Here is a 20,982-nt window from a genome sequence, read left to right on the forward strand (position 1 = left end):
AAGGCCGGACGCTTTCTTTCCGGCTCCCGGAAATGATATAGCTAGCGCATGAAAATCCTCATCGTCGAAGACAACAGAGAGCTGGCCGACTGGCTCGCAAAGGCTCTCCGCCAGGCGCAATATGCAGTCGATATAGCCTTCGATGGCGAGGATGCCGAATTGATGCTGAAAGTGGCGAGCTATTCGGCGGTGATCCTCGATCTTTCGATCCCGAAAATCGACGGCATGACGCTTCTCAAGCGGCTCCGGCAGAGCGGCGAGCGGGTTCCCGTCATCATTCTGACGGCCAATGCCAGCCTCGACGGCCGCGTCGCCGGCCTGGATGGCGGTGCCGACGATTATCTCGCCAAGCCCTTCGAGATTGCCGAGCTGGAGGCGCGCATCAGGGCGATCGTCCGGCGCGGGCAGGATCGTGCGGCGCCCGAGGTGGTGGTCGGCGATCTCACCTTTGCAGGCGCGACGCGGCAATTTTCTATCAATGGCGAGCCGCTCGCCCTGACGCCCAGGGAACATGCTGTTCTCGAGCATTTGATCACCCGGGTCGGAACGACGGTGTCGAAGGCGGCGCTGTCGGAAAGCGTCTTCGGTTTCGATGATGAGGCGGACCCGAGCGCCATCGAGATCTACATCCACCGGCTGCGCAAGAAGCTCGAGGCGAGCTCCGCCCAGATCGCGACGCTGCGCGGACTTGGATATCTGCTGCGGGACGCGTCCTAGGATGAGCCGTCTGCGGAGTGTGCTGGCCGGTGTCTGGAGCTTGCGGCAGAGCCTGCGCGCCCAGCTTCTGGCCTGGGTCGTGCTGACGCTCGTCGGAGCGATATGCTTCAATCTCTATGACAGCTACCGGACGGCCGACCAGACGGCGAAGCTGGTTTCTGACCGTACGCTGCTGAGTTCGGCGCGGGTGATCGCCGAAGCGGTGCGGGTCGATGAGGGCGGCAATATCGAGGCGGACATTCCGCCTGCGGCGCTCGAGATGTTCGATACCGGCTATGGCGATCAGGTCTTCTATCAGGTGATCACCGCCTGGGGAAACCTGGTCAGCGGCTTTCCCGATCTGCCGCTGCCGACCGTCGATCGCACCGGGCAGGACGTGACCTTCCGCAACTCGACGGTTCGCGCGCTGACGCTGAACCACCCGGTCGTCGGCCTGCCTGACGATGGCGATATCTCGGTCACCGTGGCGATTACCCACAACAGCCAGTATGCGCTGCGCCGGCGGCTGTGGCTCGACGATTTTAGCAAGCAGTTCATTCTCGTGCTGCTCGCAGGCGCGGTCACAATCATCGGCCTGCAGCGGGGGCTGGCACCGGCGCTTCGCCTGCGCGATGCCGTGCGTACCCGCGGGCGCGAGCGGCTCGATCCGTTGTCGCCGGCCATGGTCCAGACCGAATTCCAGCCGCTGGTGCGCGCGCTGAACGATCACATGGAGCGCGTCCAGAACCAGATGGCGGCGCAGCGGCGGTTCGTGTCGAATGCTGCGCATCAGCTGAGGACGCCGCTGGCGCTGATGTCGACGCAGGCGAGCGTGGCAGCGCGCGAGACGGATGAGATGAAGCGCGACGAGGCGCTGCAGGCGCTGCGCAGCAGCACGCGTCACATGTCGCGTCTGGCAAGTCAGCTTCTGACGCTGTCGCGTGCCGAGCCCGGAAGCCGGCGGCCGCGCAGCGATACGATCGATCTTTCTGCGGCTGCCCGCGATATTGTCGCGGCCCATGCGGAGCAGGCGCTGCAGCGCGATATCGATCTCGGTCTGGAGGTTTCAGGTTCGGTGCCGGTCGAAGGCGACGGCACGATGCTGCGGGAAATGCTCGTCAATCTCGTCGACAATGCGATCCGCTACACCCGCCGCGGCGGCCGGGTGACGGTTTCGGTCCGCCGGGCAGGGGATCTTGCCGTTCTCGATGTCGAGGACAACGGTCCCGGCATTCCGGCAGACGAGCGCGAACAGGTCTTCGAGCGCTTCTACCGGGTACTCGGTACCGAAGGTGACGGCAGCGGTCTGGGTCTGGCGATCGTCCGCGAAGTGGTCGATGGCGCCGGTGGCACGGTTGCCCTTGCGGAGGCCGATGGCGGCGGTCTCGTCGTCAGCGTCCGGCTTCCGGTCGCGGCTGCGGGATAGGCATGAAAAAGGCCGGATCTCTCGACCCGGCCTTCCGAAGCCTTGGGAGGATGGCCTCTTTTATTGCACGTCCATCTGCTGCTGCGGCCGCCACTTGGCGAGGCGGTTCTCGATGATCGTCATGATGTATTCGGCAACGAGCGTCACCACCATGACCAGCAGGATTGCGGCGAACATGCCGGCGGCGTCGAAGGTGCCCTTGGCGATCGAGATCAGCTGGCCGATGCCGAACCGGGCGCCGACGAACTCGCCGACGATGGCGCCGATGATCGCAAAGCCGAACGAGACGTGAAGGCTGGCGAAGATCCAGCTCATCGCCGAGGGAATGACGACGGTGCGCGTCACCTGCCAGTCGGAGGCGCCGAGGATGCGGGCATTGGCGATCATGTTCCGGTCGGCTTCGCGCACACCCTGGAAGGCGTTAGCGAAGACCACGAAGAATACCATGATGAAGGCAAGCGCCACCTTGGAAGGAAGGCCGAGACCCATGATCATGATGAAGATCGGCGCGAGAACGACGCGCGGGATCGAGTTGATCGCCTTGATGTAGACAGAGAAGATATCCGAGAGGAAACGGTTGCGGCCAAGGCCGATGCCGACGAAGACGCCGGTGATCGAGCCGGCGAAGAAGCCGATCAGCGCCTCTTCCATGGTGACCCACAGATTGTACCAGAGCGACCCTTCGGTCGTGCCCTCGGTGGCCCATTCGTACAGGCGCTCGATGACGCCGCTCGGGCTCGAATAGAAGAACGGATCGATCCACTGCATGTTGGAGGACAGCTCCCACATGCCGATGACGAAGACGAGGATGGCGATCTGCCAGAAGCGGACAAGCGCGGTGCGTCGCTTCATCGCCTTCATCGCGGATGCCTCGATTTCCGCATCCGAGGTTCCCGGGCGAAACAGCGCGGCGGAGCCTGCGCCCATTGTCGTATCAGTCATTGTCCCCTCCCTCAGGCCGCTTCGCTTGCGCGGCGGTAGCTGGTTTCCACCTCTTCGCGCAGGTCGTCCCAGATGGTCTTGCAATAGTCGATGAAGTTCTGCTCGTAGCGGATCTCGGACACCACGCGCGGCCGCGGCAGATCGATCGTGTAGACTGATTTCACCGTCGCCGGGCCCGCCGTCAGCACATAGACCTTGTCGGCGAGAGCCACGGCTTCCTCGAGATCGTGGGTGACGAAGATCACCGATGCCTTGCGCTCGGCCCACAGCTTCAGCAGCTCTTCATGCATGACGGTGCGGGTCTGCACGTCGAGCGCTGAGAAGGGCTCGTCCATCAGCAGGATTTCCGGTTCGTTGATGAAGGTCTGCGCCAGCGAGGCGCGCTTGCGCATGCCGCCCGAAAGCTGGTGCGGATAGTGATGCAGGAATTTCGACAGGCCGACGCGGGCCAGCCAGTCCTTGGCGCTCCTTTCGGCTTCCGCCTTCAACTTGCCGCGAAACAGCGGCCCGGCCATCACGTTGTCGATGACGTTCTTCCAGGGAAAGAGCGCATCGGTCTGGAATGCGAAGCCGACGCGGCGGTCGATGCCGGTGATCGGGCCGCCCATCAGGCGAACCTCGCCGGCGCTCGGCCGGGCAAGCCCGGTCACGAGGTTGAGCGTCGTCGACTTGCCGCATCCGGTCGGGCCGACGACGGCAACGAACTCGCCGCGTTCGACGGTCATGTTGAAGTCGCGGAGAGCGGTGAGGGACTTGCCGGTCGGCGAGACAAAGCGGCGGCTGACATTGATCAGCTCCACCGCAGGCGTCTTCATGTTTTCCTGCTGCATGGCGATACCTATGCGTGCCTCTGCGGGCGTGCACGCAGTGCCCATAGCGCGCTGCGCTCCCGCCATCCGGCGGGAGCCGTCGCGACGGAAGTTACTTCGCGTTCTTGACGAACTCGGTCGTGTAGGTCTTGGAGAGGTCGATCTGCTTGCCCTTCACGTTCTTCGAGAACTCGGACAGCACGGCCAGAACCGTCTTCGGACCATCTTCCGGCATCACGCCATCCGGCGTGAACATGCCTTTGCCTTCCTCAAGCGCCTTGATGTAACCATCCTTGTCGCCGACGTAGAAATCCTTCGGCATCTTGTCGGCGATTTCGGCCGCAGAATGCGTGTTGATGAACTTCAGCGTCTTCACGAAGGCGTTGGCGAGCTTCTGGGTTTCTTCCTTGTGCTCGTCCACCCAGGAGCTTTCGAGATAGAGCGAGGCTGCCGGATAGGTGCCGCCGAGCGCCTGGCGCGTCGCATCGACCGTGCGCATGTCGACGAGAACCTTGGCTTCGCCGGTCTTCAGCATGCGCGAGATGGTGGGCTCGGTGGTCATGCCCGCCTGGATCTGGTCCTGCTGCATGGCGGCGATGAAGGTGCCGCCGGCACCGACCGGAACCGTCACGACGTCGCCCGGCTGCAGGCCGGCCTTGGATGCCATGAAGAGGGTGAGGAAATTGGTCGAGGAGCCGAGGCCGGTGACGCCGAGGCTCTTGCCCTTGAAGTCGGCCGGCGACTTGATCTCGGGATGCTTGGTGGAAACGAGCTCCACTTCACCCGGCGCCTGGCTGAACTGCACGATGGATTCGACGAACTTGCCCTTGGCCTGCAGGTCGACACAGTGATCGTAGAAGCCGACGACGCCCTGAACGGCGCCAGCCAGCAGCTGGTTTTCGGCATCGACGCCGGCGGCTTCGTTCAGAAGCTCGACATCCAGGCCTTCATCCTTGAAGTAGCCGAGGCTCTCGGCAAGCTTGGCGGGCAGATAGATCTGCTTTTCGTAGCCACCGACCATGATGGTGATCTTGTCGGCAGCATGCGCGGCCGATGCGCCAAGCGATGCGGCGGTGACGACGGCAGAAAGGGCGATTCCATTGAATAGATTGCGTGTGAAACGCATGAAGGTCTCCTCCGGGATAAAATGGTCGCATCGCATTTCGCCACGAACATTGTGCCTCCTCCACGATGCGGCCTTGTAGGTATCCGGTCGAAGCTTTCAACCAGCTTTCAGTTGCAGAACCCGTTCGGCTGTTTCTGTGGAGCGCCGGATTTCGGCTTTCTCAGGGAATTTTTTTCTCACTTCACCGTGATAATCGCAACGATCGGGCCTGATGAAAGGTGAGGCTGCGCAGTAAGTTGCACTTGTTAGCGTGCGGCGCTCTGCCGGGTCCAACGCGCATATAAATATAATCAGGAGACGAAAATGTTGCTGCAATCTTGGCGGGGAGCGCTCCTTGGCGCCGTATTCAGCCTTGCGCTCGGTCCGCTTGCCGCCCACGCCGAAACCCCGAACGACACGCTCGTCGTTGCCCAGTCGATCGATGACGCGACGAGCTTCGATCCGGCCGAAGGTTTCGAGCTGACGACGGTGCAGTCCTTCAACAACCTCTACCAGCGTCTCGTGCAGTCCAACCGCGACGATGGCACGAAGATCGAGCCGGCGCTCGCCGCCTCCTGGGAAGCCGGCAGCGATGGCAAGAGCCTGACCTTTGCGCTCGCCGATGCAAAATTCGCCTCCGGCAATCCGGTTCGTCCCGAAGATGTGGTCTTCTCGCTGACGCGCGCCGTCAAGCTCAACAAGTCTCCGGCCTTCATCCTCAACGAACTCGGCTGGAAGCCCGAGACCGTCGACAGCGCCGTGACCAAGGTGGACGACAAGCATGTGAAGCTGACCTGGAGCGCCGATGTCGGTGCAGGTTTTGCGCTCTCGCTGCTGACCGCCCCGATCGCCTCCGTCGTCGACGAGCAGACGGTTTCGGCCAATGCCAAGGACAACGACTTCGGCAATGGCTGGCTGAAGACCAACTCGGCCGGCAGCGGCGCCTTCTCGATCGCTGCCTACACGCCGCATGAAGCCCTCGTGCTGCAGGCGAATGCCAATTCGTCGGACAAGCCGAAGCTCGAAAACGTCATCATCCGCAACGTGCCTGACGTCGGTGCCCGCCGTCTGCTCGTCGAGCAGGGTGATGCGGATATCGCCCGTGGTCTCTCTGCGGACCAGATCGAAGCGCTGAAGGACAAGAGCGGCATCAAGGTTCTCTCTGTTCCTTCCGCCCGCACCGATTATATCCTGCTCAACACCAAGGCGAACCCGACGCTCGGCAATCCGGCGTTCTGGGAAGCGGCACGCTATCTCGTCGACTATGACGGTATCGCCAAGAACCTCCTGCGCGGCCAGAGCAGCGTCCACCAGTCCTTCCTTCCGGTCGGCTTTCCGGGCGCCCTGACGGATACGCCGTTCAAGCTCGACCCTGAGAAGGCGAAGAAGATCCTGGCCGACGCTGGCATCAAGACGCCGTTCAAGATCGAATTCATCGTCTTTAACGATCAGCCCTATCTCTCGATTGCCCAGTCGCTTCAGTCGACCTTTGCGCAAGCCGGTATCACGCTCGACATCCAGCCGGGTGTTGCGAGCGACATCTATGCCCGTGGCCGCTCCGGCAAGTTCGAGATGACGCTGCGCTACTGGATCCCGGATTATTTCGATCCGCATTCCAACGCCAGCGCCTTCGCGATCAACAAGGACAACTCGACCAACACCGCGGCGAAATATGCCGGCTGGGTTATCCCGGAACTGACGGACGAGACGCTTTCTGCCGTCAAGGAACAGGATCCGGCCAAGCGCATCGCGCTCTATCAGGATCTACAGAAGAAGATCCAGGCGAGCTCGCCCTTCATCTTTACGCTTCAAGGCAACGATCCGGTCGTGCTAAGCGACAAGGTGAAGAACTATGCGCAGGGTCTGAACGCAGACCAGGTCTATTACGACAAGGTAGAAAAATAAGTGCCGCAAACGGCAACGAACAATATTGCCGGCATGACCGACTCCCGTCAGCGAAACAGCTGGCGGGAGTTGTCTTTCATCTGGCCTCTTTTCAAGTGGTTCTGGTCATTCGCGCTGACCCTTTTCGGCTTGGCGCTGGTGACGTTTGCGATGACGCGGCTTTCGCCGATCGACCCGGCGCTGCAGCTCGTCGGCGATCACGCGAGCAAGTCGACCTACGAGCAGGCGCGCGTCGAGCTCGGGCTCGACCAGCCGCTGCCGCTGCAGTTCCTGCGTTATGTCGAGACGGCGCTATCGGGCAATTTCGGGCAGTCGATCTCCACGGGCCAGCCCGTCGCCAAGGATATCGCCCGCACTTTTCCCGCAACCATCGAGCTCGCCACCGCAGCGATCGTTATCGGCGCGATCGTCGGTCTGTCGCTGGGCATCGCCGCCGCGATGCGGCAGGGGACATGGGTGGATAGCCTGGCGCGCTTCGTTTCGCTCTTCGGCTATTCCGTGCCGATCTTCTGGCTGGGGCTGCTGATGCTGCTCCTGTTCTATGCCCGGCTGCATTGGGCGCCGGGGCCCGGCCGGGCCGACGTCGTCTTTCAATTCACGGTCAAGCCGGTCACTGGCTTTGCGCTGATCGATACCTGGATGTCGGGCAAGGCGGGCGCCTTCCGCGATGCGCTGGCGCATCTCGTGCTGCCTGCGACGGTGCTTGCTTTCCATGCGCTTGCCGCCATTTCGCGCCTGACGCGCGCGGCAGTCCTCACCGAGCTCGGGCAAGAATATGTGACGACGGCGCGTGCCAAGGGCGCGAGCCTGCGCCGCATCGTCTTCGTCCATATCCTGCCCAATATTTCGGGGACGCTGCTGACGGTGATCGCGCTTTCCTATGCCAGCCTTCTCGAAGGCGCGGTGCTGACCGAAACCGTCTTTGCCTGGCCCGGCATCGGCCGCTATCTGACGACGGCGATGTTTTCCGGCGACATGCCGGCCATTCTCGGCGCCACGCTGATCGTCGGCGCCTCCTTCGTGCTGCTCAATGCGCTGACCGATCTCGGCGTCGCACGGCTGGAAGCGGGGAGGAAACGATGAGCGAGACCGTTCAGCCGCCGCTCGGCGGATCCGTCTTTCTGCAACGTCTCCTGCGCTCGCCGGCCGCTGCCGTAGGATGCCTGGTCGTTGTCGTCATCCTTGCGCTGGCGCTCTTTGCGCCCTGGATCGCGCCCTACGATCCGAACTTGCAGGAAACGGCCAATCGACTGATGCCGCCGGATGCGGCCCACTGGCTGGGCACCGACGGTTTCGGCCGGGATATTCTCTCACGCATCATCTATGGCGCGCGCCCGACACTGCTGCTCGTCTTCGTCGTCGTGCTGCTGATGGCGCCGCTCGGGATACTCGTCGGCATTCTCGCGGGCTTCTTCGGCGGTATCGCCGAGCGCGTACTGATGCGGCTGACCGATATCGTCATGTCCTTCCCGCGCCTGCTGCTTGCCTTTGCCTTCGTCGCGATCATGGGGCCCGGGCTGATCAACGGGGCGCTGGCTCTCGCGCTGACGAGCTGGCCCGCCTATGCGCGCCAGGCCCGGGTCGAGACGGCAGCGCTGAGACGCAGCGACTATCTGGCCGCCGCCGAAATGGTCGGCATTCGCGGCATCAGGCTGCTCTGGGGGCATATCCTGCCGCTCGTGCTGCCTTCGGCGATCATCCGCCTGGCGCTCGATCTTTCGGGCATCATCCTTGCCGCCGCGGGCCTCGGCTTCCTTGGCCTCGGCGTGCGTCCGCCGACGGCGGAATGGGGCTCGATGGTTTCGGAGGGCACGCAGGTGATCTTCGACCAGTGGTGGGTGGCCGCCGTTCCCGGCATCGCCATCCTGATCACGTCCTTTGCCTTTAATTTGCTGGCCGACGGCCTGCGTGACATTCTGGATCCCCGCCATGACTGATCCCTTGCTTCAGGTCGAGGATCTGTCGATCTCCTTTCCATCGGCAAACGGACCGGTGCGGATCGTCGATGGCGTATCCTTCTCGGTCGGCCGCGAGGTGGTGGCACTCGTCGGAGAATCCGGCTCCGGCAAGTCGATGACCGGCCGCGCCATCATGGGTCTGCTGCCGTCACGGGCACAGGTCGCGGCCGCGCGCCTTTCCTTCGACAGGCAGGATCTGACGGCCCTCCCCGAAAAGGGCTGGAACAGCCTGCGCGGCAGCGGCATGGGCCTGATCCTGCAGGATCCGAAATACTCGCTGAACCCGGCACACAGGATCGGCCGTCAGGTGGAGGAAGCCCTGCTTCTTCACACCAAACTGTCGGCCGCCGAGCGACGGGAGCGGGCGCTCGACATGCTCGACAAGGTCGGCCTGCTGGATGTCAGCCGCATCTATTCCAGCTATCCGGCGGCGCTGTCCGGCGGCATGGGGCAGCGTGTGATGATCGCTGCGATGCTGATCAACCGCCCGAAGCTCCTGATCGCCGACGAGCCGACGTCGGCGCTTGATCGCGGGCTGCAGGATCAGATCCTCACACTGCTGCGCTCGCTGAGCGAGGAGCTTGGCATGGGATTGCTGCTGATCAGCCACGACCTGCAGCAGGTGTCGCGCTACGCCGATCGTGTGATGGTGATGCGCCGCGGGAAGATCGACGAACAGATGGTGTCGGCCGATCTCGCAAATGCCAAGTCGGACTATACGCGTGCCCTCTGGGCCGCCCGTCCGTCGGCCGCGACTTACGGAACGAGATTGCCGGTCTATGGAGAGCAGCCATGAGCGCGCTGTCCGTCACCAATCTCTCCGTAACCTTTCAGGGGCGCGACAAGGGCTTCACCGCGGTGCGGGATGTCAGCTTCGATGTCGGCGCGGGCGAGACCTTCGGGCTGATCGGTCCATCGGGTTGCGGCAAGACGACAGTGCTTCGTGCCATCGCCGGTCTCAACACCAACTGGCAGGGCTCGATTGCCGTTTCCGGTGAGCCGCTACAGCCAGGACGGAAGATCACCGGCGCGCTGCGCGCCAGCATCCAGATGGTCTTTCAGGATCCCTATTCCTCGCTCCACCCGCGCCATCGCATCGCCCGCATTCTCGGCGAGCCGCTGTCGCTGCGTGGCGAACGCGATGTGGAGGGTCAGGTGCGGACCGCGCTTGAGCGGGTCGGTCTTCCGGCAGCCGTCGCAGGCCGCTATCCGCATCAGCTTTCCGGCGGTCAGCGCCAGCGCGTGGCAATCGCCCGGGCACTGCTTTTGAAACCGAAGCTGCTGCTGCTCGACGAGCCGACTTCGGCGCTCGACGTTTCCGTACAGGCCGGAATCCTCAATCTGCTGAACGATCTCAAGGCGTCCGAGGGCATGACATTCGTCCTCGTCAGCCACGATCCCGGCGTCGTCGCGCATATGTGCGACCGCGCCGTCATCATGGATGCCGGGCGTATTGCCCGCTCGATGGACCGGGCGCAGATCGCCGCTTCCTGGAGCGACGCTGTGGCGATTGCGGGGTAGCTTTCAATATGGATTGCGCCGGGGCGGCTAGCCGCCCGGGCGCCATTGTGCTGACGATCAGCCGATCGTCATCAGGCTGGCATTGCCGCCGGCCGCAGCCGTGTTGATCGATGTCGAGACTTCCTCGACCAGCCAGTTCAGGCAATAGGCCTCGATATCGCTCTCGATCTCCGCCGTCGTTGCCGATTGCACTAGAACCAGAGGGCCGTCGAGCGCGGCGATCGCCTTGTTGACCGTGAGAATCCGCTCGGCATCGCCTTCGACGAGAGCCGAGGCGAAGGGGCCATCCTTGTTCCAGTCCGAGGTCCAGCTGATACGATGCGCGACGCTGGCCGGCAGGTCTTTCAGCGCTTGGCGAAGGCCCGAAACTTCGTCGATGACGAGTTGGTTGCCGGTCGCGAGACCCGCGGCGATCTGCCGGTAAAGCCCGCGTTCGCTGGACGGGGCGAGAAGCACGCGGCCGCGCGGATGGAGGGCGTAGAGATTGCGCTCGCCGACCGGGCCGACGAGCTCCTTCTGCAGGCCGACGGCCGAGAGGCTGCCGAGCTCGCGGGCGGCTTCGGCATCGTCCGCCTTGCCCTTGCCCGAAAGCCAGACGGCAAAATCGGCAAGCGCCGGGTCTGTGTGGACCGAGCTGTGCTGTGGCGGCACCGGCGCCTTCTGCACGAGGCGGCCGATATAAAGCGGACCGCCCGCCTTCGGACCCGTGCCGGAAAGGCCGCGCCCGCCGAAGGGCTGGACACCGACGACGGCGCCGATGATGTTGCGGTTCACATAGAGATTGCCTGCCTGCACCCGGCTCGTCACATGCGCGATCGTCTCGTCGAGGCGCGTGTGCAGGCCGAAGGTCAGGCCATAGCCGGAGCCGTTGATATCGTCGATGAGACGGTCGAGATCAGCGCGGCGATAGCGGATGATGTGAAGCACCGGTCCGAACACTTCCTTCTCGAGATCGGAGAGCTTCTTCAGTTCGATGATCGTCGGCGGCACGAAGGTGCCGAGGGTGGCCGTCTCGGGAAGCGGCAGCTGCTCCACCTTGCAGCCGAGCGCCTTCATCTTCTCGATATGGCCGTCGATACCGGCCTTCGCCGTCGCTGTGATGACTGGGCCAACATCGACGCTCAACCGGTCGGTGCGGCCGATCGAGAGCTCCTGCAATGCGCCCTTCAGCATGGTCAGCGTGCGATCGGCGATATCGTCCTGCAGGCAGAGGACGCGAAGCGCTGAGCAGCGCTGTCCGGCGCTGTCGAAGGCCGAGGCGATGACATCGCCGACGACCTGTTCGGCGAGAGCCGAGGAATCGACGATCATGCCATTCTGGCCACCAGTTTCGGCAATCAGCGGGATCGGCTTGCCCGAGTTCGAAAGCCGGTTTGCGAGCTGCGCCTGGATGAGGCGGGCAACGCCGGTGGAGCCGGTGAACATGACGCCAGCCGTCTCCGGCGCGTCGATTAGCGCGGCGCCGAGCGGGCCGTCGCCGGGCGTGAACTGCAGGGCATGGCGGGGGATGCCTGCTTCGTGCAGGATCTTAACGCTTTCGAAAGCGACGATCGGCGTAACGCCGGCCGGCTTTGCGATGACCGAGTTACCCGCGACGAGCGCCGCGGCGACCTGGCCGGTGAAGATCGCCAGCGGGAAGTTCCACGGGCTGATGCAGACGATCGGGCCGAGCGGGGCGTGCGAGGGGCCGAGCGTGCGGCGGGCCTGCTCGGCGTAATAGCGAAGGAAGTCGATCGCTTCGCGCACTTCGCCGATCGAATTCGCCGCCGACTTGCCGGCTTCCCGCATGATCACGCCCATCAGCGTTTCGATGCGCGACTGCATGATATCGGCTGCGCGATCGAGGCAGGCTGCGCGATCGGCCGGAGAGACCTGGGCCCATTCGGTGGCGCCGATCGCCGCAAGCTTGGCGATCTTCGCAACTGCCGCCGGTTCGACCTCGGTCACCTCGCCGACGGCATCGCCGTGATCGGCGGGGTTCAGGATCGGGCGCGTCACACCCTGCGTGTCGCCGTCTGCCAGAAGCGGCAAGGCATGCCAGGTCATCGTGACGGTCTTCGACAGGTTGCCGCCCAGGCGCGCCAGTTCCGCCTCATTCGCCAGATCGATACCGGCGGAATTACGACGTTCCGCGCCGTAGAGATCGTCGGGCAGGGAGATCAGATCATGCGGCTTGCCGGGCGGCGTCATCGCCTCGACGAGGTCGACCGGATCCGCCGTCAGGTCGTCGACCGAGACCTTCGGGTCGGAAATGCGGTTGACGAAGGAGGAGTTTGCGCCGTTTTCGAGAAGGCGGCGGACCAGATAGGCGAGCAGCGTTTCATGCGTGCCGACAGGTGCGTAAATGCGGCAGGGGCGGTCGAGCTTGTCCTTGCCGACGACTTCGTCATAGAGCGGTTCGCCCATGCCATGCAGGCACTGGAACTCGTACTTGCCGACCTGGAAATCGTTGCCGGCCAGATGATAGATCGTTGCCAGCGTCTGGGCGTTATGCGTCGCGAATTGCGGGAAGACCGCGTCGGTGGCCGCAAGCAGCTTGCGGGCGCAGGCGACATAGGCGACGTCGGTGTGGATCTTGCGCGTATAGACCGGGAAATCCGAGAGACCATCGAGCTGCGAGCGCTTGATCTCGGCATCCCAATAGGCGCCCTTCACCAGGCGCACCATCATCCGGCGGCCGGAGCGGCGCGACAGGTCGATGATATAGTCGATCACGAAGGGGCAGCGCTTGCCATATCCCTGGACGACGAAGCCAAGGCCGTTCCAGCCCTTCAGCGCCGGATCGAAGCTGAGCTCTTCCAGGAGATCGAGCGAGAGCTCCAGGCGGTCGGCTTCTTCGGCGTCGATATTCAGGCCGATATCGTATGTGCGGGCGAGCAGCGCCAGCTTCTGGACGCGGGGAAGCAGCTCTTCCATGACGCGCTTCGACTGCGCGCGCACATAGCGCGGGTGCAGGGCGGAGAGCTTGATGGAGATGCCGGGGCCTTCATAGATACCGCGGCCGGCGGCCGCCTTGCCGATGGCGTTGATGGCGTTCTCGTAGTCGCGATAGTAGCGCTCGGCATCCTTCGCCGTGGTCGCGGCTTCGCCCAGCATGTCGTAGGAATAGCGGAAGCCGCGGGCTTCCAGCGGGCGGGCGCGCTTCAGCGCCTCGTCGATGGTCTCGCCGGTGACGAACTGTTCGCCCATCATACGCATCGCCATGTCGACGCCGCGGCGGATTACCGGTTCGCCGCAGCGGGCTATCAGACGGGTGAGCGCCGCCGCCAGGCTGCGGTCATTGACCGTGGAGGTCAGCTTGCCGGTGACGACGAGGCCCCAGGTCGCGGCATTGACGAACAGCGAGCGACCGCCGCCGACGTGGGACTTCCAGTCGCCTTCGGAAATCTTGTCGCGGATCAGCGCATCGCGGGTAGCCGTGTCGGGGATGCGCAGCAGCGCTTCGGCAAGGCACATGAGGGCGACGCCCTCCTGGCTCGATAGTGAATATTCCTGAACCAGTCCTTCGACGCCTGTGCCCTTGTGCTTGGCGCGCAGCGCCTCGATCAGCTTGCGCGCCGTGCCGCGGATCGTCGTCTTCAGATCGTCGGGAACCTTGGCGGCCGCGACCAGCGGCGGCAGGCACTCGGTCTCAGGACGACGGTAGGCCGCGGTGATCGCCTTGCGAAGCGCCGACTGCTCGCGGATCGGCGGGGCAAACTGGGCAAAGGGCGAATTCGGGTTCGATCCGGAGGCGTTGTCGGCGACGTCTGTGAGCATGGAAGGTCCTAGCGGCGAAGGTTGTTGAACGTCCAAAAGCCAGCGCCTTCGGGCTTCTCCAAAGCCCTCTGTCACCAGCAAGCGCAGCATAACATGACCGCTTCAGGTCGATCTAACTTGCTTTCGGCGTCATCCAGTGGCAATCGTCTATTCTAGTCCCATTCGAGAAGGCGTCATGACTAGAGAAGCGGCAAATTTTAGTGAACTTGACCAGTTCGATAAGAGGATACTGGAGGCCCTCTCGGAAGACGGCCGAATGTCCATTACGGACCTTGCTGCCCGCGTCGGCCTGTCGAATACACCCTGCCAGATTCGCTTCAAGCGCTTGCTGGCGGAAGGCTATATCGAAGGTTTCAGGGCGGTGCTCAATCCTGCCAAGATGGAACTCGATCACGTCGCCTTTGTCGAGGTCAAACTCTCGAATACCACCGAAGGTGCGCTGAAGAGCTTCAACGATGCGGTCAAGAAGATCAAGGAGGTCGAGCAGTGCCACATGATCGCAGGCCGCTTCGACTATCTGCTGAAGGTCCGCACCCGCGACATCGCCAAATACCGCCGTGTCCTCGGCGAAAAGATCTCGACGCTGCCGCATGTCGCGAGCACCTCGACCAACCCGGCCATGGAAACCGTCAAGGACGGCTGGGACCAAACTCACCTGTGATCGGCTCCGAAGGCTCTTGAGGCGCCGCTCTCATGTGCCCTGCTGGCTGCCTTCCAGCACCTTCGCGATCTCTTCGCCGCTTGCCCGGATGTGCTTGCTGAGGGCCGACGTTGCGACAGCGATGTCGCGCGTGCGGCAGGCTTCCAGAAGTCCGCGATGTTCCTCATCGGCGCGGCGCCGGTAATCCAGTGCGCCGACGTGAACATTCGAATATCGCGCCAGCGCCACATACTGGCCGGCAATCAGCGTCTTTAGGCGCGGCGATGCCGTGCCAGCGTAGAGGCTGTTGTGGAACTGCTCGTTCAGCGCCGTCCACTTCGCCGCATCCTGGCATGCCTCCATCCGGTCGAGTATCGCTTCGGCCTCCTCGAACTGGCGGTCAGTGAGGAGGGGTAGCGACAGGCTGAGGGCAAGCGTTTCCAGCGCCGAGCGGATCTGGTCGATCTCGCGGACTTCTGCAGGCAGCAGCTCGGCAACAACGGCGCCGCGGTGAGGCGCCGAAAGCACCAGCCCCTCGGCTTCCAGCTGCCGCAGCGCCTCGCGGATCGGCATCCGGCTTACCCCGAAAACCTTTGCGAGCTCTTCCTGGCGAAGCGGGGAGTCGGCCTTGATCGCCCCTTCAAGAATCGCTTCGCGAAGGCCTTCGACGGCGATTTCCATCGCGGTCTTGAAGCGGGCGCGGGGTCGTGCGGCAATCTCGGCAAGGGTTGGCATTGGCTCGTATGTCGCCTCGGTCGGTGTCCGGATGGGTCGGTCTAACAATTTTCAAAAACGTTCTTGACACGCTCCGGCTACACCGTCAACATTGGATCCAATGTATCCGATTGTGGATTCTTAAGGAGATTGCCAGTGGAAAATTCGTCTAGAAAGCCTTCGGTTGCCGCCATCCAGGGCCGCATCTCCGACCGTAGCCCCGGTGGCATGATCGGCGCCGGCTTGCTGGCGAAGGCGCTGGAGCGCGAGCTTGGTGTTCCGGCTGCGCTGCACGGCACGCCGTCGAAGCCACTGAACGATCACTGGACTTTCGCGCTCGAACAGGCGCGGCCGCTGATCGCCAAGGCCGCTGCCCATATCGAGGACGGCCTCCTGGGCAACAAGTTTCCGATCCTGTGCCTCGGCGAGTGCGCCACCAGCCTCGGGACGATCCCCGTCGTTCACCGCCTGCACCCGGATGCGCGGATCGTCTGGTTCGACGCGCATGGCGATTTCAATACGCCGGAGACCACCACCACGCGCTATCTCGGCGGCATCACGCTGACCGGCGCGAGCGGCTACTGGCATACCGGTTTCGGCACGGAGATGCGCCCGGATCAGTTCGTGCTGGTGGGTGCCCGCGATCTCGATCCGCCCGAAGAAGAACTGCTGCGCGAAGCCGGCGCGACGATCATCCCGCCGGGTCCGGGTCTCATCGAGAAGCTGCAGAAGGCCATCGGTTCGCATCCGATCTGGGTTCATATCGATTGCGACGTCATGGATCCCTCGACCTTCCCGACCGAATACGTCGTTCCGGGCGGCCTCCAGCCGTCGGAACTGCGCGAGGCGCTTTCGGCGATCGGCGCGAGCAACCGCGTTCTTGGTCTCGAAGTGGCCGAGTTCGAGGCGCCGGAGAGCGTCGACGCGCGCCAGGCGGCCGTCACGACGGCGCTCGATGTTATCGAGCCCCTGATCTCCGCCTTCCGTCCGCAGGCTTGAAGCCATGTACATCCCCGATGAATACCGGTGTTCCGATCGCCAGAAGCTCGGACAGGTCATCCGCGACAACGGCTTCGGCACGCTCGTTACGGGTGGCGGGAGCGGGCTGTTTGCGACGCAGATCCCGTTCCTTGTCCTGTCGGAGGGGCCCGATACGCTGATCCTGGAATCGCATCTCGCCAAGGCCAATCTGCAATGGAGCGCTTCCGATGCGGACAAGCCGGCGATGGCGATCTTCAACGGTCCCCACGCCTATATCTCGCCGACATGGTACGGCGTGCGCCCCTTTGTCCCGACCTGGAACTACGTGACGGTACAGGCGACCGGCAAGATCGAATGGATCCACGACGTCGGTGAGATCATCGGCGTCCTGATGCGCACGGTTCACTACTTCGAGGACCAGTATCAGACGGCGTGGGATCCGGGCCCGTCCGCTGAATATATCGACCGCATCGCCTCTGGGGTCGTTGCCTTCCGCATGGAAGTCACCGCCCTCGAAGGCGCCTTCAAGCTCGGGCAGGACAAGGCCCCCGAGCTGCAGGACAGGGTCATCTCAAATCTCAAGGCGTCCGGATCGACTGCGGCGGAGGGGGTCGCCCAGTTGATGGCGTCGGAGAACAATCGTCCGTTCTAAGGCGCTATGCCTTGAACGCATCCACGGGAGGTTAAACTACATGCGAAACTATATCGTTCTGGCCGCAATGCTCGGCCTGATCGCGTCGCCGGTCGTGGCGCAGGAGTGCAAGGAAATCCGCTTCGGAACCGATGCCGGATTTGCACCCTTCGCGTTTCGTGACGAGAGCGGCGAGCCCAAGGGCTTCGAGATCGACCTCATCAAGGCGATCTGCACCCAGCAGAACGCGACCTGCAGCTTCGTGATCAATGACTTCGACGCTCTGATCCCAAGCCTGGTGACGAGCCGTATCGACGCTATCTCGGCGGCGATGTCGATCACCGACGAGCGCAAGAAGCAGATCGCGTTCAGCCAGTCCTACGCCAATCCGCCGGCGCGCTTCGTCGGGCAGAAGGATGCCGAGTTCCAGCTGACGAAGGAATTCCTGTCCGGAAAGACCGTCGGCGTGCTGCGCGGCCAGACCGGCGAAACCTACATGAAGAAGTCCTTCGGCGATGCAGTGACGCTGCAGCTCTACGACAGCCAGGACAGCATGACCCAGGACCTGGCGACAGGCCGTCTCGACTTTGCCCTGAACGATGCTCCTGGCCTTTCTGAAGGCTTCCTGAAACTCGCCGGCGGTGAAGACTACGCCTTCGTCGGACCGGAACTGCACGACAAGCTCTTCGGAGACGGCTACGGCTTTGGCCTGCGCAAGGACGACGAATGCCGCCTGCGTGTCATCAATGACGGCCTGGCCGCCATCCGCAAAGACGGCACGTACGACAAGGTCCGGCAGCACTGGTTTGCCTATAACATCGAATAGGCCAGATCGCCGTGGTTGATATCCTCAAATATGCGCCGCTGCTTGCAGACGGTGCATTGGTAACGGTCAAGGTTTCGGTGACGAGTCTCGTCATCGGAACCGGCCTGGGCGTCGCGGCGGCAATTGCGGCCGTGTCGAACAATATCTGGCTGAAGCGCCTCGTCGGTGCCTATGCCGGCATCGTCAGAAGCTTCCCGGAACTGCTGATCATCTTTGTGCTGTTCTACGGCGGCACGGTTGCGCTCAGCCGCCTCTTCGGCGGCCACGTCGAGATCAGTGCTTTCTGGGCCGGCTCTGCTGCGCTTTCCATTGTCTTCGGCGCCTATGCCTCGGAGATCTTCCGCGGCGCGATCTCATCCATTCCCCGCGGCCAGTTCGAAGCGGCACAGATTCTCGGGCTCAGCAAAGCGCAACTCTGGAAAAGCATCCTGCTGCCGCAGGTCGCCTATCGCGCCTTGCCGGGTATTGGAAACCAGTGGCTGATCCTTCTGAAGGACAGCTCTCTCGTCTCCATCGTCGGCATCGAGGACGTGATGCGCAGTGCGGCAGTGGCGGGCAACGCGACGCGCAGCCCGCTGACCTTCTATCTGGTCGCCGCCGCCATCTATCTCGTGATCACCGCGATATCGGTGCTGTCGATCGCCCTTCTCGAGCGATCCGTCAAAGCACGCTTCGTCTAGGGGATGCAGATGAACTTCGACATTTTTGCTTCCACATTCATGCCGCTCCTGGCAGCCTTCGGAACGACGATCGCGCTGACGATTTTCGGATTCGCGTTCGGCCAGATCCTCGGATTGCCTGTCGGCATCGCACTCAGCTCAAATTCGACCACCGCCAAGACGCTGGCCCGCATCTACACGTTCGTCTGGCGCGGCACTCCGCTGCTGGTGCAGCTGCTGATCATCTACTACGGCCTTCCAAGGCTGACCTTCCTCAAGGGGACTGTCATATGGCCGTTCCTGATCGCTCCGCTGGTCTGTGCGACGATCGGCATCGCGCTGAATTCCGCGGCCTATACCGGCGCCCTCGTCGGTGGTGGCATCCAGCGCGTTGCGGCGGGACAACGCGAGGCCGCGCAGACGCTCGGTTTCAGCAAATGGCAGACGCTGCGCTACATCATTCTGCCGCAGGCCTACCGCTCCATCTTTCCGGCGATCGGCAACGAATTCATCCTCGTCATGAAAGCCAGCACGCTCGCCAGCGCGATCGCGGTGATGGATGTCACGGGCGCCGCCCGCTCGATCGTCGCGCAGACCTACGCGCCTTTCCAGGTCTTTGCCGTCGCCGGCCTTCTCTATTTCGTGTTCGGCTCGATTGCCGGACAGGTTTTCCGTTTCCTCGAAGCGCGCAGGCTCGGTCCCATCGGGCCCGGTGCGGCAAGCGCTTCATAATAAGCCCTATTGGGAGGCAAGATCATGAGCCCTGCAGCTCGGCAAGCAGCCGATGCGCCCGTCGTCACCGTGCGCGACGTCAATAAGAAGTTCGGCACGTTCGATGCACTGTCCGATATCGATGTCGAGCTTGGCAAGGGCGAAAAGCTCGTCATCTGCGGGCCTTCCGGATCGGGCAAGTCGACCTTGATCCGCTGCATCGCCGGACTTGAAAAGCGTGTCTCGGGCGAGATTTCGATCGCTGGGCGCCGGTTGGACAGCGACTGTGCGAATGCCAGCGTTCTGGCCGGCGTGATCGGAATGGTCTTCCAGCAGTTCAACCTGTTTCCGCACCTGACCGTTCTCGAAAACCTGACGCTGGCACCGCGCAAGGTTCTGAAGATCGGCAAGACCGAGGCCGATGCACTGGCCCGCAAGATGCTCGAGCGCGTGCATCTTTCCGCTCATGGCGGCAAATATCCGGGGCAGCTTTCCGGCGGGCAGCAACAGCGCGTGGCGATCGCCCGCGCGCTTTGCATGAAGCCCCAGGTTCTGCTCTTCGACGAACCGACGTCGGCACTCGATCCGGAAATGGTTCACGAGGTTCTCGACGTCATGGCGTCGCTGGCGTCGGAGGGAATGACGATGATCGTGGTGACCCACGAAATGAGCTTCGCACGAAGCTTTGCCGATCGCGTCCTCTTCCTGGAAAGCGGCAAGATCGTCGAGGCGGCGTCTGCCGCCACCTTCTTCAACGCCCCGAGCCATGAGCGCTCGAAAGCCTTCCTGCGCAAGTCCTTCCCGGGGATGGTTCATCAATGACCGGCATCGGTTCCAACACGAATTCCGCGCCGCGGGCGAGCGTGCTTCTGGTCGGCTGCGGCAACATGGGCTTCGCCTTTCTGAAGCGATGGCTCGATCGCCGTGATGCTACGGGCAATGACTATCACGTCGTCGAGCCCAACGCGGACCTCGCTGAGCGCGCCAAACAGGCCGGAGCGACGGTTTATGCCGGGGCATCGGAACTGCCGGAGGGTTTCGACCCCATCGCGGTCTTCTTCGCCGTGAAGCCGGATATGCTGGCCGCCGTAGCGCCACCTTACAGCGTGATGCGGTCTGCCGTCTTCGTCAGCTTTGCAGCCGGCGTCCCCGTCGCTTTCTTCGAGGAATGCCTCGGGCCTCGGTCGATCGTCCGCGCCATGCCGAATATTCCTGTTGTTGCCGGATGCGGAACGACGGTGTCGTTCTCGAACTCATTCGTCACGCCCGGGCAGAAGGCTGTGGTGCAGGACCTACTGGCGCTCGGCGGTTCTTCGCATGCGGTCGACCGCGAAGAGCTGATCGACGTGGCAACGGCGGTCTCCGGATCCGGCCCTGCCTACATCTTCCTTATCGTCGATCTCATCGCCGAAGTTGCGATGCAGCTCGGGCTCTCCGAAGAGCTTGCCTTCGCGATGACGAAGGAGATGGTCGTCGGTGCCGGGGAACTCGCGCTGAAGGAGCCCGGCAGTCTTGCAGGGCTGCGCAAGCAGGTGACGAGCCGCGGCGGGACGACCGAAGCCGCGCTCGCCGTGCTCAACGGCGGCAACCGGCTTGCCGATGTCCTGCGCGAAGCGGTGACTGCCGCCCACGCGCGCGCCCTGGAATTGCGACCGGCATCGGCCGCTTCTTCATGAGGCGGTCCACCCTGCTCGCGATT

The 20,982-nt window shown here is 63.2% G+C and carries 20 protein-coding genes; 15 read left to right on the forward strand and 5 right to left on the reverse strand.

The annotated features are described in order from the left end of the window. Positions 1–48 precede the first annotated feature (48 nt). Complete coding sequence (locus ABIE40_RS23395; RefSeq protein ID WP_199628295.1) at positions 49–717, forward strand: response regulator; 669 nt, start codon at positions 49–51, stop codon at positions 715–717. A 1-nt stretch (position 718) separates the two neighbouring features. After that, positions 719–2,122: a sensor histidine kinase gene (locus tag ABIE40_RS23400; RefSeq protein ID WP_199628294.1), complete on the forward strand. Its 1,404-nt coding sequence runs from the start codon at positions 719–721 to the stop codon at positions 2,120–2,122. A gap of 60 nt (positions 2,123–2,182) precedes the next feature. On the opposite strand, the gene ABIE40_RS23405 is transcribed toward ABIE40_RS23400, so the two are convergent. The 3 genes from ABIE40_RS23405 to ABIE40_RS23415 all read right to left on the reverse strand — a co-directional run bounded on the left by ABIE40_RS23405 (position 2,183) and on the right by ABIE40_RS23415 (position 4,999). Beyond that, positions 2,183–3,064, reverse strand: coding sequence for an ABC transporter permease (locus tag ABIE40_RS23405; protein ID WP_112711222.1), 882 nt, complete (start codon positions 3,062–3,064; stop codon positions 2,183–2,185). 11 nt (positions 3,065–3,075) lie between these two features. Continuing rightward, entirely contained in the window at positions 3,076–3,894 is an 819-nt protein-coding gene (locus ABIE40_RS23410; RefSeq protein WP_199628293.1) for an ABC transporter ATP-binding protein, read from the reverse strand. A 91-nt stretch (positions 3,895–3,985) separates the two neighbouring features. Beyond that, on the reverse strand, positions 3,986–4,999 hold the full coding sequence (locus tag ABIE40_RS23415) for an ABC transporter substrate-binding protein (RefSeq protein WP_112711220.1): 1,014 nt from the start codon (positions 4,997–4,999) through the stop codon (positions 3,986–3,988). A 303-nt stretch (positions 5,000–5,302) separates the two neighbouring features. Here ABIE40_RS23415 and ABIE40_RS23420 point away from each other — a divergent pair, with 303 nt between their 5' ends. From ABIE40_RS23420 to ABIE40_RS23440, 5 genes are read left to right on the forward strand one after another with little or no spacing between them, the layout of a single operon-like run. Then, positions 5,303–6,883, forward strand: a complete 1,581-nt coding sequence (locus tag ABIE40_RS23420) for an ABC transporter substrate-binding protein (RefSeq protein ID WP_199628292.1) — start codon at positions 5,303–5,305, stop codon at positions 6,881–6,883. Continuing rightward, positions 6,884–7,966 (forward strand): ABC transporter permease, encoded by a 1,083-nt coding sequence (locus ABIE40_RS23425; RefSeq protein ID WP_199628291.1) that lies wholly within the window; start codon positions 6,884–6,886, stop codon positions 7,964–7,966. Continuing rightward, positions 7,963–8,820 (forward strand): ABC transporter permease, encoded by an 858-nt coding sequence (locus ABIE40_RS23430; protein WP_199628290.1) that lies wholly within the window; start codon positions 7,963–7,965, stop codon positions 8,818–8,820. The genes ABIE40_RS23425 and ABIE40_RS23430 overlap by 4 nt, the downstream gene beginning before the upstream one ends. Further along, positions 8,813–9,637: an ATP-binding cassette domain-containing protein gene (locus ABIE40_RS23435; protein WP_199628289.1), complete on the forward strand. Its 825-nt coding sequence runs from the start codon at positions 8,813–8,815 to the stop codon at positions 9,635–9,637. Before ABIE40_RS23430 ends, ABIE40_RS23435 begins: the two co-directional genes overlap by 8 nt. Then, positions 9,634–10,362 (forward strand): ABC transporter ATP-binding protein, encoded by a 729-nt coding sequence (locus tag ABIE40_RS23440; protein ID WP_199628288.1) that lies wholly within the window; start codon positions 9,634–9,636, stop codon positions 10,360–10,362. Before ABIE40_RS23435 ends, ABIE40_RS23440 begins: the two co-directional genes overlap by 4 nt. A gap of 57 nt (positions 10,363–10,419) precedes the next feature. Here the strand turns inward: ABIE40_RS23440 and putA are convergent, their stop codons facing one another. Further along, positions 10,420–14,121: a trifunctional transcriptional regulator/proline dehydrogenase/L-glutamate gamma-semialdehyde dehydrogenase gene (putA, locus tag ABIE40_RS23445; RefSeq protein ID WP_199628287.1), complete on the reverse strand. Its 3,702-nt coding sequence runs from the start codon at positions 14,119–14,121 to the stop codon at positions 10,420–10,422. Between the two features lie 175 nt (positions 14,122–14,296). Between putA and ABIE40_RS23450 the strand changes: the two genes are divergently transcribed. Further along, a complete protein-coding gene (locus tag ABIE40_RS23450) occupies positions 14,297–14,782 on the forward strand; it encodes an Lrp/AsnC family transcriptional regulator (protein ID WP_199628286.1) in 486 nt (161 codons plus the stop codon). Positions 14,783–14,812: 30 nt separating this feature from the next. On the opposite strand, the gene ABIE40_RS23455 is transcribed toward ABIE40_RS23450, so the two are convergent. Continuing rightward, positions 14,813–15,496 (reverse strand): GntR family transcriptional regulator, encoded by a 684-nt coding sequence (locus ABIE40_RS23455; RefSeq protein ID WP_199628285.1) that lies wholly within the window; start codon positions 15,494–15,496, stop codon positions 14,813–14,815. Between the two features lie 135 nt (positions 15,497–15,631). On the opposite strand from ABIE40_RS23455, the gene ABIE40_RS23460 reads away from it, so the two are divergent. The 7 genes from ABIE40_RS23460 to ABIE40_RS23490 are packed head-to-tail and all read left to right on the forward strand — an operon-like array spanning position 15,632 to position 20,959. Beyond that, positions 15,632–16,474, forward strand: coding sequence for an arginase family protein (locus tag ABIE40_RS23460; RefSeq protein ID WP_199628284.1), 843 nt, complete (start codon positions 15,632–15,634; stop codon positions 16,472–16,474). Between the two features lie 4 nt (positions 16,475–16,478). Further along, complete coding sequence (locus tag ABIE40_RS23465; protein ID WP_199628283.1) at positions 16,479–17,108, forward strand: FMN-binding negative transcriptional regulator; 630 nt, start codon at positions 16,479–16,481, stop codon at positions 17,106–17,108. Between the two features lie 40 nt (positions 17,109–17,148). Then, positions 17,149–17,913 (forward strand): transporter substrate-binding domain-containing protein, encoded by a 765-nt coding sequence (locus ABIE40_RS23470; protein ID WP_199628282.1) that lies wholly within the window; start codon positions 17,149–17,151, stop codon positions 17,911–17,913. Positions 17,914–17,924: 11 nt separating this feature from the next. Further along, positions 17,925–18,593, forward strand: a complete 669-nt coding sequence (locus tag ABIE40_RS23475) for an ABC transporter permease (RefSeq protein ID WP_130281619.1) — start codon at positions 17,925–17,927, stop codon at positions 18,591–18,593. A gap of 9 nt (positions 18,594–18,602) precedes the next feature. After that, on the forward strand, positions 18,603–19,304 hold the full coding sequence (locus ABIE40_RS23480; protein ID WP_199628281.1) for an ABC transporter permease: 702 nt from the start codon (positions 18,603–18,605) through the stop codon (positions 19,302–19,304). A gap of 24 nt (positions 19,305–19,328) precedes the next feature. After that, positions 19,329–20,105 carry an amino acid ABC transporter ATP-binding protein gene (locus tag ABIE40_RS23485; RefSeq protein ID WP_199628280.1) on the forward strand — a complete coding sequence of 259 codons (777 nt, stop codon included), beginning with the start codon at positions 19,329–19,331 and terminating at the stop codon, positions 20,103–20,105. Then, entirely contained in the window at positions 20,102–20,959 is an 858-nt protein-coding gene (locus ABIE40_RS23490) for a pyrroline-5-carboxylate reductase family protein (protein ID WP_199628279.1), read from the forward strand. Before ABIE40_RS23485 ends, ABIE40_RS23490 begins: the two co-directional genes overlap by 4 nt. The last annotated feature ends 23 nt before the right edge of the window (positions 20,960–20,982 follow it).

It is taken from the genome of Rhizobium sp. OAE497, assembly GCF_040546565.1.
Classification (GTDB): domain Bacteria; phylum Pseudomonadota; class Alphaproteobacteria; order Rhizobiales; family Rhizobiaceae; genus Rhizobium.